The sequence below is a fragment of the Paenibacillus sp. Y301 genome, assembly GCF_059445505.1.
On the sequence record NZ_JCAIUL010000005.1, the window covers coordinates 173,110 to 187,222 of the forward strand.

At 41.4% G+C, this 14,113-nt stretch carries 10 protein-coding genes; all 10 read right to left on the minus strand.

What is annotated here, in order from left to right; translation table 11 throughout:
* Window positions 1-20 precede the first annotated feature (20 nt).
* Window positions 21-368 carry a 30S ribosome-binding factor RbfA gene (gene rbfA, locus AC1D69_RS11100; protein WP_495456222.1) on the minus strand — a complete coding sequence of 116 codons (348 nt, stop codon included), beginning with the start codon at window positions 366-368 and terminating at the stop codon, window positions 21-23.
* A gap of 15 nt (window positions 369-383) precedes the next feature.
* Window positions 384-2,924 (minus strand): translation initiation factor IF-2, encoded by a 2,541-nt coding sequence (infB, locus tag AC1D69_RS11105; protein ID WP_495456223.1) that lies wholly within the window; start codon window positions 2,922-2,924, stop codon window positions 384-386.
* Window positions 2,917-3,240 carry a L7Ae/L30e/S12e/Gadd45 family ribosomal protein gene (locus AC1D69_RS11110; RefSeq protein ID WP_495456390.1) on the minus strand — a complete coding sequence of 108 codons (324 nt, stop codon included), beginning with the start codon at window positions 3,238-3,240 and terminating at the stop codon, window positions 2,917-2,919. Before AC1D69_RS11110 ends, infB begins: the two co-directional genes overlap by 8 nt.
* Window positions 3,233-3,541, minus strand: coding sequence for an RNase P modulator RnpM (rnpM, locus tag AC1D69_RS11115; RefSeq protein ID WP_495456224.1), 309 nt, complete (start codon window positions 3,539-3,541; stop codon window positions 3,233-3,235). The genes AC1D69_RS11110 and rnpM overlap by 8 nt, the downstream gene beginning before the upstream one ends.
* Before the next feature lie 27 nt (window positions 3,542-3,568).
* Window positions 3,569-4,666 carry a transcription termination factor NusA gene (gene nusA / locus AC1D69_RS11120; RefSeq protein ID WP_495456225.1) on the minus strand — a complete coding sequence of 366 codons (1,098 nt, stop codon included), beginning with the start codon at window positions 4,664-4,666 and terminating at the stop codon, window positions 3,569-3,571.
* A gap of 34 nt (window positions 4,667-4,700) precedes the next feature.
* The gene (gene rimP, locus AC1D69_RS11125; protein ID WP_495456226.1) at window positions 4,701-5,162 is read right to left on the minus strand and encodes a ribosome maturation factor RimP; all 462 of its coding nucleotides are present in this window, start codon (window positions 5,160-5,162) and stop codon (window positions 4,701-4,703) included.
* A gap of 200 nt (window positions 5,163-5,362) precedes the next feature.
* Window positions 5,363-9,676 (minus strand): PolC-type DNA polymerase III, encoded by a 4,314-nt coding sequence (locus tag AC1D69_RS11130; RefSeq protein ID WP_495456227.1) that lies wholly within the window; start codon window positions 9,674-9,676, stop codon window positions 5,363-5,365.
* 156 nt (window positions 9,677-9,832) lie between these two features.
* A complete protein-coding gene (gene proS / locus AC1D69_RS11135; RefSeq protein WP_495456228.1) occupies window positions 9,833-11,281 on the minus strand; it encodes a proline--tRNA ligase in 1,449 nt (482 codons plus the stop codon).
* A 294-nt stretch (window positions 11,282-11,575) separates the two neighbouring features.
* Entirely contained in the window at window positions 11,576-12,847 is a 1,272-nt protein-coding gene (rseP, locus tag AC1D69_RS11140; protein WP_495456229.1) for an RIP metalloprotease RseP, read from the minus strand.
* A gap of 124 nt (window positions 12,848-12,971) precedes the next feature.
* Window positions 12,972-14,111 (minus strand): 1-deoxy-D-xylulose-5-phosphate reductoisomerase, encoded by a 1,140-nt coding sequence (locus tag AC1D69_RS11145; RefSeq protein WP_495456230.1) that lies wholly within the window; start codon window positions 14,109-14,111, stop codon window positions 12,972-12,974.
* Window positions 14,112-14,113 lie beyond the last annotated feature (2 nt).

Below are 14,113 nucleotides of genomic sequence, written 5' to 3' on the forward strand. Positions count from 1 at the left end.
TCTCCTTTATGAAAACCTGATCATTGATTCTTATCAATCTCGCTTAACAACTTTTCAATATGACTCCCGTATGCAATAGATTCGTCAAACTTAAATATAAGTTCCGGCGTATGCCGAAAACGAATTCTTTTGCCGAGCTCCGAACGAAGAAAACCGTTAGCTTTATCGAGAGCAATAAGCGTGTTTTTCTTTTGTTCTTCGTCGCCAAGCACACTGAGATACACCTTTGCTTGTGCAAAATCATTTGGAACTTCGACCCCTGTTACGGTTACGAAGCCTATCCGAGGATCTTTGAGTTCACTTTGGATGAGAACACTCAATTCCTTCTTGATCTGTTCTGAAACACGTCCTGTGCGAATTTTAGCCATGTTTATTTCACCTCTCTACTTACGTTCAACTGTTTCCATGATGAACGCTTCAATAACGTCAAATTCTTTAACGTCATTATAGTTTTCCAAAGTAATCCCACATTCATAACCTTGAGCAACTTCTTTGGCATCATCTTTAAATCTCTTCAATGAATCAATCTTGCCTTCATGAATGACAATGCTGTTACGAATTAAGCGAATTTCCGCATTACGCGTAATTTTTCCTGAAGTAACCATACATCCTGAAACAGTACCCACTTTCGTGATTGTGAATACATTACGGACTTCAGCATGGCCGATAATGGTTTCTTTATAAATTGGGTCGAGCATGCCCTTCATAGCTTGCTCAATTTCTTCAATAACATTATAAATAACACGATGTAGACGAATATCTACTTTCTCTTGTTCTGCAGTTAGAGCAGCCTGATGATCAGGACGAACGTTGTATCCGATAACAATTGCACTTGAAGCAGCAGCCAAAATAATATCGGATTCTGTAATCGCACCCGCACCACTGTGAAGTATTTTAACGCGAACGCCTTCTACTTCAATCTTCTCAAGTGAACTCTTAAGAGCTTCAACTGTACCCTGAACATCACCCTTGATGATGACGTTAAGTCCTTTAATTTCACCATCTTTAATGTGTTGGAATAGATCGTCCAAAGTTACACGAACGTTGCTACCCATTTCAGACTGACGCTGAGTGATAGCACGTTTATCTGCAATAGAACGAGCTTTACGTTCATCTTCAAACACCATAAACGGATCTCCCGCTTTTGGCACTTCAGTCAAACCTGTAATTTCTATAGGTGTTGATGGGCCTGCTTCTTTTAAACGACGTCCCTTATCGTTAACCATTGCGCGAATACGTCCGAAGCAGTTACCTGCAACAAATGCATCCCCTACACGAAGTGTTCCGTGTTGTACTAATACTCGTGCTACTGGACCACGGCCTTTATCTAGCTCAGCTTCGATAACTGTCGCACGTGCACGTTTATCAGGGTTAGCTTTATATTCGTTCATTTCTGCTACTAGCAGAATCATTTCAAGCAAATCTTCAAGTCCTGTTCTTTGTTTAGCAGATACATTAACGAATATTGTATCTCCGCCCCATTCTTCAGGAACCAGACCATATTCTGTTAACTCTTGCTTCACTTTATCAGGATCTGAACCCGGTTTATCGATCTTGTTAACAGCAACGATAATGGGTAGTTCAGCAGCTTTAGCATGGCTGATTGCTTCCACAGTCTGTGGCATTACACCATCATCTGCAGCAACGACAATAATCGTAATATCTGTTACTTGAGCTCCACGTGCACGCATAGCTGTGAAAGCTTCGTGACCTGGTGTATCAAGGAACGTAATTTTCTTATTGTTAATTTCAACCTGATAAGCACCAATATGCTGCGTAATTCCGCCTGCTTCGCCACCCGTAACATTCGTAGAGCGAATAGCATCAAGTAACGTAGTTTTACCATGGTCAACGTGACCCATAATCGTTACTACTGGAGGACGCGGTTTCAAATCTGTTTCTTCATCGACCTCTTCAAGAGTCTCGAAGCGATCGTCTTCTACAGCGATCTTCACTTCAACTTCCACACCAAATTCAGCGGCAAGAAGGAGTACTGTTTCAACATCTAATTCCTGATTGATCGTTGCCATAACACCCATCGTAATCAGCTTTTTAATAACTTCCGAAGCATCTTTATGAAGTAATTTAGCAGATTCACCGACTGTAGTTACACCACGAACAATAATTTTCTTAGGGGTATTGTCAATTTTTTCACGAGCTTGGTATTGAGCTTTACCTCTATTGTTCTTGCCACCACGGTTATTTCTGTAGTTACCACCCTTGTTGTCGTCGAAACGTCTAGATCCATTGTTGTTAGATCTATTCTTGTTAGCTCCACCTTGGCCAGCACCTTCACTACGTGACGCATCACGTGTTGGAGCTCCTGTCCCGCGGTTCTGAGTCTGTGGACGTGCTGTTGGACTACTTGGACGTTGTCCTCCGCCTTGAGACTGACCGCTTGGTCTTTGGCTACCCTGAGATGAAGATGGTCTTGTAGTACCTCCAGTACTTTGAGGTCTTTGAGAACCTGTACTATTCTGTGGTCTACTTTGTGATCCATTACTACTACTTTGAGGTCTTGAAGTTACTGTACCTGTACCATTGTTATTATTCGTATTATTATTCATACCTACCTGCTTTTCCTGTTGTTTTTTGGTTTCATCTTGCACCGTTACGGAACTATTCTCTTGACGAGGAAGAGACTCTTCCGTTGGTTTAATCACATCGACATCCTTCTTAACAGATGACGTTGCTGCCACTGCTGGGCTATCTCCGCTATCTCGTTTAGCGGCTGCATTGGACTTAATATTCTTAAAAAATTGCTCCACTTTAGTGACAGAATCATTCTCCATTACACTCATGTGGTTATTAACAGGTAAATCCAAACGCTTAAGAATCGTAATAATTTCTTTACTACTCATGTTTAGCGATTTAGCATACTCATATACGCGCAATTTTTCCTTATTACTTTCTTGTTTAGTCAATATACTCCACCTCCGACATTGTCTCCATTGATTTGGAGATCATTTCCGCGAATCCTTGATCCGTAATTGCCAGCACAACACGATGTGGTTTCCCAATACTTGTGCCCAGACTTTCCCGGTCATATCCGATCACCAGAGGGATTTTGTATGTTCCGCATTTATCACGAAACTTCTTTTGTGTATTTGGTGAGGCATCGCCAGCTAAAATAACCAGCTTAGCTTCTGAAGAACGAATAGTTTTGAGCACGACTTCGTCACCTGTAACTACTTTTCCTGCACGCATCGCAAGACCCAGACGAGAAAGCGTCTTATTCATCATTGGACTTCTCCTTCATGTCTAGAAATTCATCTTCCGCAGCAACAAAATCATCTGCCAATTGTTCATAAATTTCTGACTTTACATGATGTTTCAAGGCACGATCCAATGACTTATTCTTTTGAGCTAGTTTGAAACAGGCAACTTTACCGCACAGATAAGCTCCGCGACCAGACTTCTTACCTGAGAGATCAATAAGTACCTCATCTTCTGGCGTCTTCACAATACGTATTAACTGTTTCTTCGACATCATTTCCTGACATGCCACGCATTTACGCATTGGCACTTTCCTTGTCTTCATACTGCACCCTCCGTCCTAATTAGAAAATTAATCGACGGAGACAGAATCTTGAGGCATCTCATCAGAGAATGTTTTTGGTCTACCGAATTCCTGTTCCGCTTGAGTCTCACTTTTGATATCAATTTTCCAACCCGTTAATTTTGCTGCAAGTCTTGCATTCTGTCCTTTAATACCGATAGCAAGAGACAATTGATAATCTGGCACAACGACACGTGCCATCTTCTCATTCTCAAACACTTCAACTTCCAGTACTTTGGAAGGACTAAGTGCATTTGCAACATATTCTTCAACTTTATCGGAATAACGCACGATATCAATTTTCTCTCCGCGCAGTTCACCAACAATAGTCTGAACACGGACACCCTTAGGTCCAACACAAGAACCTACTGGATCCACCTCATCATTGCGAGAATAAACGGCTATTTTGGAACGGAAACCTGCTTCACGTGCAACGGAACGAATCTCAACAACCCCGTCAAATATTTCAGGCACTTCCAGTTCAAACAGACGTTTAAGCAAGCCGGGATGAGTACGTGACAACATAATTTGTGGACCTTTTGTCGTGTTCTCAACCTTTGTAATGTAAGCTTTTGTTCGTTCGCCATGTTTAAATTTCTCATTCGGCATTAATTCGTTCAAAGGAAGTAACGCTTCAACTTTACCTAAGTCAATATAAACATTACGAGGGTCCTGGCGTTGAACCGTTCCCGTTACAATATCTTCCTCTTTGTCCACAAAGGCGTTATAGATTAGACCACGCTCTGCTTCACGAATACGTTGTGTAACGACTTGTTTTGCTGTCTGTGCAGCAATACGACCAAAGTCACGAGGAGTAACTTCAATCTCTGCAATATCCTCCAATTGGAAATGAGGATTTATTTCTCGTGCTGCGGGAAGTGAAATCTCCATTCTAGGGTCCAACACTTCTTCAACAATTAATTTACGGGCATATACTTTAATAACCCCCGTATTGCGGTTCATGTCTACTCGTACATTTTGGGCTGTATTGAAATTACGTTTGTAGCTTGAGATTAGTGCTGCCTCAATAGCTTCAAAAATAATTTCTTTACTGATCCCTTTTTCTCGTTCCAATTCATTCATTGCTTCAATAAAATCCATACTCATTGGAATTCAATTCCCCCTCTCTTTATCCAGTTCTTTAAAAAATGATCGTTAATCTCGCGCTCGCAACCTTAGCATACGGAATACTGTACTGCTTCTTACCTATAACAATGACAAGAATATCGTCCTCAAACGAAAGAAGCCGGCCTTCAAATTCTTTGAGACCGTCCAGTGCTTCGTATACAGTAACAAACACATCCTTACCAACGGCCTTAGTAATATCTGTGCTTTTCTTTAATGGTCTCTCCGCACCGGGAGACGATACTTCCAGGAAGTAAACATCAGTAATTGGATCATTCAGATCCAGCTGCTGGCTCAAATATTCACTAATCAAGCCGCAGTCATCAATATCAATACCGCCTTCTTTGTCAACATAAATACGTAAGAACCAGCTACTTCCTTCTTTCACGTATTCCACATCAACTAGTTCGAAGTTATGTTCATCCAAATAAGGTTGGACCATTTCTTCTACGATACTTTTTATCTTAGGTGTGCTCAAAGACTATAACCTCCAAGACTTTCATTATCCTATATACCAAAGAGTAAAGAGTGGGTTGCCCCACTCTTTACACAACGGTTTTATCTCCATGATTACTACAAAAAATTATAACATAGTCTGGCAACACTGACAAGTATCAGTCCTTGACTACCCTTGCGTCTACACGAGATATGAAGGGATTATCGAGTGTCATTCCTCTTTTAGAATAGGGAAAGTTGATTGCTTTCTGGTAACCCTCGGAAGCACCCCATCTGTGTGAGTAATTCAACTATGGTCTTACTTGCCTTTGATTTCTGCTGGAAGTCTTCAATCGATAAATATTCTCCCGCTTCACGTGCTGCTGCAATATTACGGGCAGCGTTGTCACCAATCCCCTGCATCGCTGAGAACGGTGGGATTAAGGAATCTCCATCTACTGTAAACTTCGTAGCATCTGAACGGTATAGATCAATGCTTTTGAAAGTAAATCCACGTGCAGTCATTTCCAACGCCATTTCAAGAATAGCTAACATGCCCTTCTCCTTGGTCGTTGCTTGGAAACCCTTCTGCTCAATTTCCACAATTTGATGACCTATGGCTTCATAACCTTGACAACAGAGTTCAATATCGAAATCCTCGGCCCGAACCGTAAAATAAGTCGCATAATACGCAATTGGATAATACAATTTGAAATAAGCAGTACGCACGGCAGATATAACATATGCTGCAGCATGTGCCTTTGGAAACATGTATTGAATTTTGAGACAGGAATCAATATACCAAGCAGGTACTTTACATTTCTTCATCTCTTCAATCCATTCAGGTGTTAGCCCCTTACCTTTACGAACACTTTCCGTAATGGTAAAAGCCAACCCCGCATCCATCCCAGCTTTATAGATCAGATAGAGCATAATATCATCACGACAACCAATAACTGTCTTGATATTACATGTCCCATTCTTGATGAGATCCTGCGCATTTCCAAGCCATACCCCCGTTCCATGAGACAATCCAGAAATTTGAAGTAAATCGGCAAAGGACGTTGGCAATGACTCAATTAACATTTGTCGTACAAATTTAGTTCCCATCTCGGGTACACCATATGTAGCAACAGGCGTTCTAATTTGTTGAGGTGTAACCCCTAGTGCCTCTGTAGAACTAAATAAGCTCATCACTTTAGGATCATTCATAGGTATCGATGTAGGGTCTACTCCTGTTAAATCCTGCAGCATTCGCATCATCGTTGGATCATCGTGACCCAGAATATCAAGTTTAAGTAAGTTAGACTCAAAAGCATGATAATCAAAGTGCGTTGTCTTCCACTCAGCTCCAGTATCATCTGCAGGGTATTGAACCGGTGTGATATCTTCTACATCCATATAATCCGGTACTACCACAATTCCCCCTGGATGCTGACCCGTACCTCTTTTGACACCTGTAAATCCAGCAGCAAGACGACTTACCTCAGCTCCACGCCATTTCTTATCATGTTCTTCTTCGTACTTTTTGGTATAACCAAAAGCCGTTTTCTCCGCAATTGTACCTATCGTGCCGGCACGGAATACACATTTCTCACCAAAAATCTCTTTAGTAAAGTTATGCGCGACCGACTGATATTCCCCTGAAAAGTTAAGGTCAATATCCGGAACTTTATCTCCTTTGAATCCAAGGAAAGTCTCAAACGGGATATCTTGTCCCTCCCCTTTCAGCATTCCACCGCAATGTGGACAAATTTTCTCTGGAAGGTCAAATCCGCTCGGAATACTACCATCCAGAAACCATTCATTATATTTGCAGTCCGAATTCTTACATACGTAATGAGCAGGTAACGGATTAACTTCTGATATCCCTAAAAAGGTAGCTACTACAGATGACCCAACAGATCCCCGTGACCCAACTAGATAACCATCTCTGTTGGATTTCTTAACAAGACGTTCAGATATTAAATAGTTAGCTGAGAATCCATACTTGATAATAGGCTCTAACTCTTTCTCAAGCCGTTTTATCACGACATCAGGCAAGTCTTCCCCATATAAACCCATAGCCGTATCATAACAAGTCTTCCGAATCTCTTCGTCAGCACCTTCCATGATCGGTGTATACAGCTTAGAAGGGAATAATGGATAGTCTTCGAAACGATCTGCAAGTTCAACGGTATTGGTAATCACTACTTCTGTTGCTTTCTCTTTACCTAAGAAATCAAATTCCTCCAGCATCTCGTCTGTCGTACGAAAATGTGCATCTGGTTTGCGGATATCCTTCAATGGACTAAATCCAGTAATCCCATTAATGGCAATATCACGGAATAACTTCTCGCGAGGTTCTAGATAATGAACATTCCCGGTTGCAATAACGGGTTTACTCAATTTCTCACCAATTTCGCAGACCCGTTTCAATGCCGTCTTTAACTCAATCGGGCTAGCCACAAAACCTTTATCAACCAAATGCATATACATCGTCAATGGTTGAATTTCTAACACATCGTAAAACTGTGCAATCTCCTCCGCCTCTTCAACGGACTTATTCAATACGGCTTCAAAGAATTCTCCTTTTTCACAACCCGAAATCACAAGTAATCCTTCACGCATCTCCACGAGCTTAGATTTCGGAATACAAGGCACTTTCTTGAAATATTCCGTATTGGACAATGATATTAACTTAAATAAGTTCTTCTTCCCAACCAAATTCAACGCATATATTCCACAATGAAATGGGCGCGTATTAGACAAATCTTGACCGACATAGTCATTAAGACGATCTAACATCGTTATACCCTTCATTTTATCAGCATCGGTTAGAAGTCCACTCAAGATCCCTACCAATGCAATCGTATCATCAATCGCTCGGTGATGACTCTCTAACAATACTTTATACTTAGCAGCCATCGTATTAAGTCTATGATTCTTCATCCCAGGATAAAGTAACCGTGCTAACTCAAGGGTATCAAGCACTGGATTAGGCATCTCAGGTAAACCGTATTCTTTTAACGAAGCTTGGATAAATCCAACATCAAATCTTGCGTTGTGAGCTACAAGAATGCCGTCTCCAGCAAATTTCAAAAACTCATGTAAAACAGGTTCCAGATCTGGTGCATCTTTCACCATTTCATCCGTTATATTCGTAAGTTGCTGAATATGATAAGGGATTTTCTCGTGTGGATTAACAAAAGTGGCATAGCGATCAATTTCTTTACCATCTTTCACTTTCACCGCTGCAAGCTCTGTAATATTATTAGCCGTAACTGATAGGCCTGTAGTTTCTATATCAAATACAATGTAAGTAGCACTACTCAGTTCAATCGATTGAGGTTGGAGTACGATAGGAATAGAGTCATTCACAACATTAGCCTCAACGCCATAGATCATCTTTAATCCATTCTTTTTGGCCGCTTTAGCTGCTTCAGGATAGCTTTGAACACCCCCATGATCGCTAATGGCAATAGCAGTATGTCCCCATCTTGCCGCTGTCTTAATATACTTATCGATAGGTGTGATGGCATCCATTGTACTCATCGTCGAGTGCAAATGAAATTCTACTCGTTTCACCGGTGCATTATCTTTGCGTTCAGGAGGTGCTTGTACCTCATTTAAATCCGATGGCATCATAACCAGTTCAGGCGTTTGCATAAACCGATCGTATTCTACCCGACCACGTACTTTAATCCATTTTCCATTTTCCAATTGGCTTAGTACTTTAACGTCATCTTTTGTTTTAGCAAACATCTTCATTTGCATCGAATCCCCAAAATCAGTTACGTTAAATGTAAACAACGTCATACCATTTCGTAGTTCTTTGCTATCAAGACCAAACACAGCTCCCTGAATCGTAATCTTCTTCTCTTCATCCTGAATATCTTGGATTGGTACTGGCTGTTCCTTGATATCGTATCCCATATGAAGACGAACATCTCCAGCATCTTCGTCGAAATTACTTTCTGCCTCAATGCTACTCATCATGTTCTGAACAACTTCACGCTCTTCTTCGATCTTCTTCTTTTCAAACTCCTTAATAGCCTCTTGCCCGTTATCTCCAACGCCCAATTTAACGCGAAGGGGAAGAGCAAAATAGTGAGCATAGAAACGTGTGATCGCTTGATCGATTTGTTTCTTCTTAGCTAGTTCTAGTGAAGTGGCATCTGTAAGTCTTAAAAGTAACTGATCACCTTCTAGCTCATGGGATGCTCTCGCCATCCAACCATTTACAGAAGGAATTTCCCGATGTACCCACTCTGTGAACAAAGCCCAATACGCATTCACTATATCTTCGACTGATACACGATCCGTATATTTGAAAACAAATGATATCTTAGCAATATGTTGCATCTTTTCTTGAATTCTAAGACAAAAGGCTCGATACACTTCACCAGGGACTATCGTATCCTTCACAATTTGAATTGCCCATTCTTGGCTACTACGGCTAATTTCCACCTGTTCTATATAGCCATCCAAAAAGTGGGGATCGATTAGAGCAGGTGGAACTGCACCTTGTTTCATCAAAAGCTCAAATCGTGTTCTTTTATCTTCCAAGTTGCTCATTTTTCCTCCCCCTTGACCACCTTGCAATAACAGTTAAAATGGGAAAAGCTTCTGTATACAAAAATGTTCTCGATCTCTTACCCACCGACTCATTTCTGCCAGAAGCTCTCCACCATGGCTCTATTAGTTCTAGATATAGACCTATTCTAAGATCTCTTAATACGCTCTAGCAAATACAACTGTATGCTTAGACGGTTGTCCACATGCGATACATGTTTCTTTCACTTCAGCAGGATCAAATGGAATGTTGCGGCTTGTTGCTCCCGTTTCTTCTTTAACCTTACTCTCACATTCTACTGTACCGCACCATCCAGCTAATGTGAAGCCACGAGATTCTTCCATTCTCATCTTCATTTCCTCAAGATTATCCACGGAGTAGAAGTGGTCCGTCATGAATTGCTTCGCACGGTCAAACATTTCCTGATGCACTTGTTCAAGCATAGCTTTAACTTCTTCAGCTAGATTATCTTGTTGAACAATCTTCTTCTCACCCGTGATACGAGATACTAACACGCAGACACCGTTCTCCATGTCACGAGGACCAAGTTCTAAACGAACAGGAACACCACGCATCTCATATTCATTAAACTTCCAGCCTGGAGTCACATCACTACGGTCATCGACCTTAACGCGCACGCCTGCTTTCTTCAATTCACTGAACAATTCATCTGTACGTCCGACTACTGCATCACGTGTCTTAGCAGGTCCAATAGGAATCATGATAACCTGAGTAGGTGCTACTTTTGGAGGTAGCGCAAGCCCACGGTCGTCTCCATGAACCATAATTAATGATCCAATCAGTCTTGTACTTGTACCCCATGATGTCGTATGCACAAATTCTTGTGTATTATCACGACTTAAATATTGTATTTCAAATGCTTCCGCAAATTTCGTTCCTAGATAATGAGATGTACCGGCTTGTACCGCTTTCCCATCTTTCATCATCGCTTCAATAGAGAAGGTATCCACTGCCCCTGCAAATCGCTCCGATGGCGTCTTTTGACCCGTAATAACGGGGATCGCAAGGAATTCCTCTACAAAGGTACGATATACTTCAAGCATTTTCATTGTTTCTTCGCGCGCTTCTTCTTCTGTCTCATGAGCAGTGTGACCTTCTTGCCACAAGAATTCACTAGTTCTAATGAAAGGCAATGTCCGCTTTTCCCAACGAACGACGTTCGCCCATTGATTAATCAAAACAGGCAAGTCACGATAAGATTGAATCCATTTGGAATACATATGCCCAAACATCGTTTCAGAAGTTGGACGAATCGCAAGACGTTCTTCCAGCTTCTCTCCAGCAGCTTCCGTTACCCATGGTAATTCCGGATTAAATCCTTCGATATGATCTTTCTCCTTTTGGAAGAAGCTCTCTGGGATAAATAGAGGGAAATACGCATTACGATGTCCCGTTTCTTTAAAACGACGATCCATTTCAGTCTGAATATGTTCCCAAATTTCATAACCGTCTGGACGGAACACAATACACCCACGAACCGGTGAATAATCCATTAACTCCGCTTTCTTAATTACATCTATATACCACCGGGAGAAATCTTCTCCTTGCGGTGTAATTTCCGTCACGAACTGCTTATCTTTTGACATAAGGATGAATGTCCTCCTAAAATTTTTCTGTGCTACTACTTGTTATGCTTCTGAAAAATTCACATCGGAAGCATAATCTAAGTTTTTGTTGTTACTTCTTTCGAACCTTCGAGAAGGTCCACTCATGCATATACTTAGCAAAGGGAGCGGAATTGTCCTGAAGAAGCTTAAGCGCTCGGCTTTGCCATCGGATTTCTACCGCTAAGAGCGGTATATAATCAAGAAATCGGATGGCAACAGCGATCGTAAGGACAATCCGATATCGTAGCTGTATATGCTGGAGTTGGAACTTTGTTATCCATTAATCAATCTTAATATATCATTATAGGTAACAGCGATCATCAGTAGGAATAGCATGGCGAACCCAATAAAATGAACCATTCCTTCACGATTCGGATCAAGTGGTTTACCACGTACCCATTCAACACCAAGGAACACAAGTCGACTACCATCAAGTGCTGGAATTGGAAGTAGGTTGAAAATCCCTAAATACAGACTTAATATAGCTGCCCAATACGTAAGTTGCTCAATTCCTTGCTTCGCAATCTGACCCGTAACCTCAAACGTTCTTACAGGTCCTCCTAGATCATCCATGGAGAATTGGTTAATTAACTGACTGAACCCTTGGAAGATCACTTCAGTCGTACTCACCATAGTTTTACCTGAATTGGAAATCGTCTCACCGAAAGTCGCCTTACGAGAAGGAAGTTCTGGTGTAATACCTACCTTACCGCCTTCTTGTCCTTCCATCGTGCGTGGAACAAGTGTTACATTAAAAGTTTCACTGCCACGGCGAATAGTCCACTCCATAGGTTTATCTTGAGATTCTGCCGTTAACGCGATCATCTTCTGATAATCTGCACCAATCGGCGTACCATTGATGGAATCAACAATATCTCCCTTTTTCAAATTCGCTTCAGAGGCTGGCATGCCATCTGATACATTACCGATCTGGACATACGTTGGATTTTCCAAAGGTATACCCGCCATCTGGATATGTATGGCGAACAATATAAATGCAAGAATAAAGTTCATCACAGGACCTGCAAAGATGGATAGAGCACGTTGCCCTACAGTCTTGCTACCGAATTGGCGATTTCTTGGAGCGATTTGCGTCTCTTGCCCTTTGGTAACCATCATGGCTTGAGGATGAACTCGATATTGTTGTACATCTTCGTCTACATTAAGTTTGATAGTTAGAGCTTGGTCTAAATCAATAGACTCTACTTCACCCCGTATCACATTCTTACGGTTATCCAACTGATCTAGATAGATCTTTTTCACTTCGTCGTTCACTATACGAACAGCAATCGTCTGTCCGACCTGTATTTCCACAAGTTCTGGATCTTCACCGGCCATACGTGCGTAACCACCAAATGGTAGCAAGCGAAGCGTAAATAGAGTTTCATTACGTCTATAGGAGAACAGTTTCGGGCCGAAACCGATAGCGAATTCACGAACCAATATACCCGCACGCTTAGCGAAATAGTAATGTCCCCACTCATGTACCGTTACAATAACAAAAAACATTAACACTGTCAGAAAAACAATCTGAACCATTTCCAAAGCATCTCATCCCCTTTCATTGTCTAAGATCGAAGTATGTCCTTATAGATTATCATTATTCTCCGATCCAACACAAGAGAATCACTTTTGAAGCATTTTTTTTGAAAGGAGAAGATTGTAAGATTTAAATTCTAAGAGCGAGTTCCCTCGAACGTTGATCACACTCTTGAATGGAACCTAAATCAGGTAGAGAGATATTATCGTGTTGTTCAAGCACTTGTTCAATAATCTCTTCGATATGCAGGAACGATATTTCTCGTTGTAAAAACCGCGCAACAGCAACTTCATTAGCAGCATTGAACGCAGTTGTTGCTGTACCACCCATTCGGCCACACTCATACGCAAGCCGTAGACACGGGAATCTAACAAAATCCAACTCTTTAAAATGGAGACTACCCACTTCTGCAAGAGACAAACTGCGTGTTGAAGATGTCCAGCGTTCGGGATAGGTAAGCGCATATTGAATAGGGACTCTCATATCTGGATTACCTAATTGAGCAATAATACTGCTATCACAGAATTCCACAAAAGAATGGATAATACTCTCTGGATGTAGAAGTACGTTAATTTGATCATAGGGTAAGTCAAATAGCCAATGGGCCTCTATAACTTCCAGTCCCTTATTCACCATCGTTGCTGAATCAATTGTAATTTTGGAACCCATAGACCAGTTTGGATGCTTTAACGCATCTTCAACCGTAACACCTTTTAGTTCTTCACGAGTTAAATCTCGAAATGATCCACCAGAAGCAGTGATCGTAATCCCAGCAACATCTGCTCTATTTTCTCCATTCATGCATTGAAAAATTGCACTATGTTCACTGTCGATCGGGAACAACTTCACACCTTTTTCGACAGCAAGTGAAGTCACCAAGTGACCCGCAGTTACCAAGGTTTCTTTGTTTGCCAATCCAATATGTTTACCAGCTTCAATTGCAGCCAATGTAGATTGTAATCCTACACTACCCATAACAGCCGTAACCACCATCTCCGCATCCGTGCACGCCGCCACTTCTACAAGACCTTCGTCTCCATAATAAACTTGAGTAGTAGCAGGTAAATGTGGTTTAACTTTCTCAGCTAATTCCTTCGTAGCCACGGATACTTTCTTTGGTTGGAACTCATTCACCTGGCGAATTAATAATTCAGTGTTTGTCCCAGCAGCAAGCCCTTCGACTTGAAATTGATCTCTATGCGTGGACACCACATCCAACGTCTGCGTCCCTATGGATCCCGTAGAACCTAAGATACTTATTTTTTTCATAA

Bases quoted from the DNA above. Each gene is read 5' to 3' on its own strand.
- AC1D69_RS11110 (WP_495456390.1), bottom strand. From the start codon at position 3,240: ATGAATAAGACGCTTTCTCGTCTGGGTCTTGCGATGCGTGCAGGAAAA.
- AC1D69_RS11130 (WP_495456227.1), bottom strand. From the start codon at position 9,676: ATGAGCAACTTGGAAGATAAAAGAACACGATTTGAGCTTTTGATGAAA.
- AC1D69_RS11145 (WP_495456230.1), bottom strand. From the start codon at position 14,111: ATGAAAAAAATAAGTATCTTAGGTTCTACGGGATCCATAGGGACGCAG.
- rnpM (WP_495456224.1), bottom strand. From the start codon at position 3,541: ATGAAGACAAGGAAAGTGCCAATGCGTAAATGCGTGGCATGTCAGGAA.
- nusA (WP_495456225.1), bottom strand. From the start codon at position 4,666: ATGAGTATGGATTTTATTGAAGCAATGAATGAATTGGAACGAGAAAAA.
- rbfA (WP_495456222.1), bottom strand. From the start codon at position 368: ATGGCTAAAATTCGCACAGGACGTGTTTCAGAACAGATCAAGAAGGAA.
- proS (WP_495456228.1), bottom strand. From the start codon at position 11,281: ATGTCAAAAGATAAGCAGTTCGTGACGGAAATTACACCGCAAGGAGAA.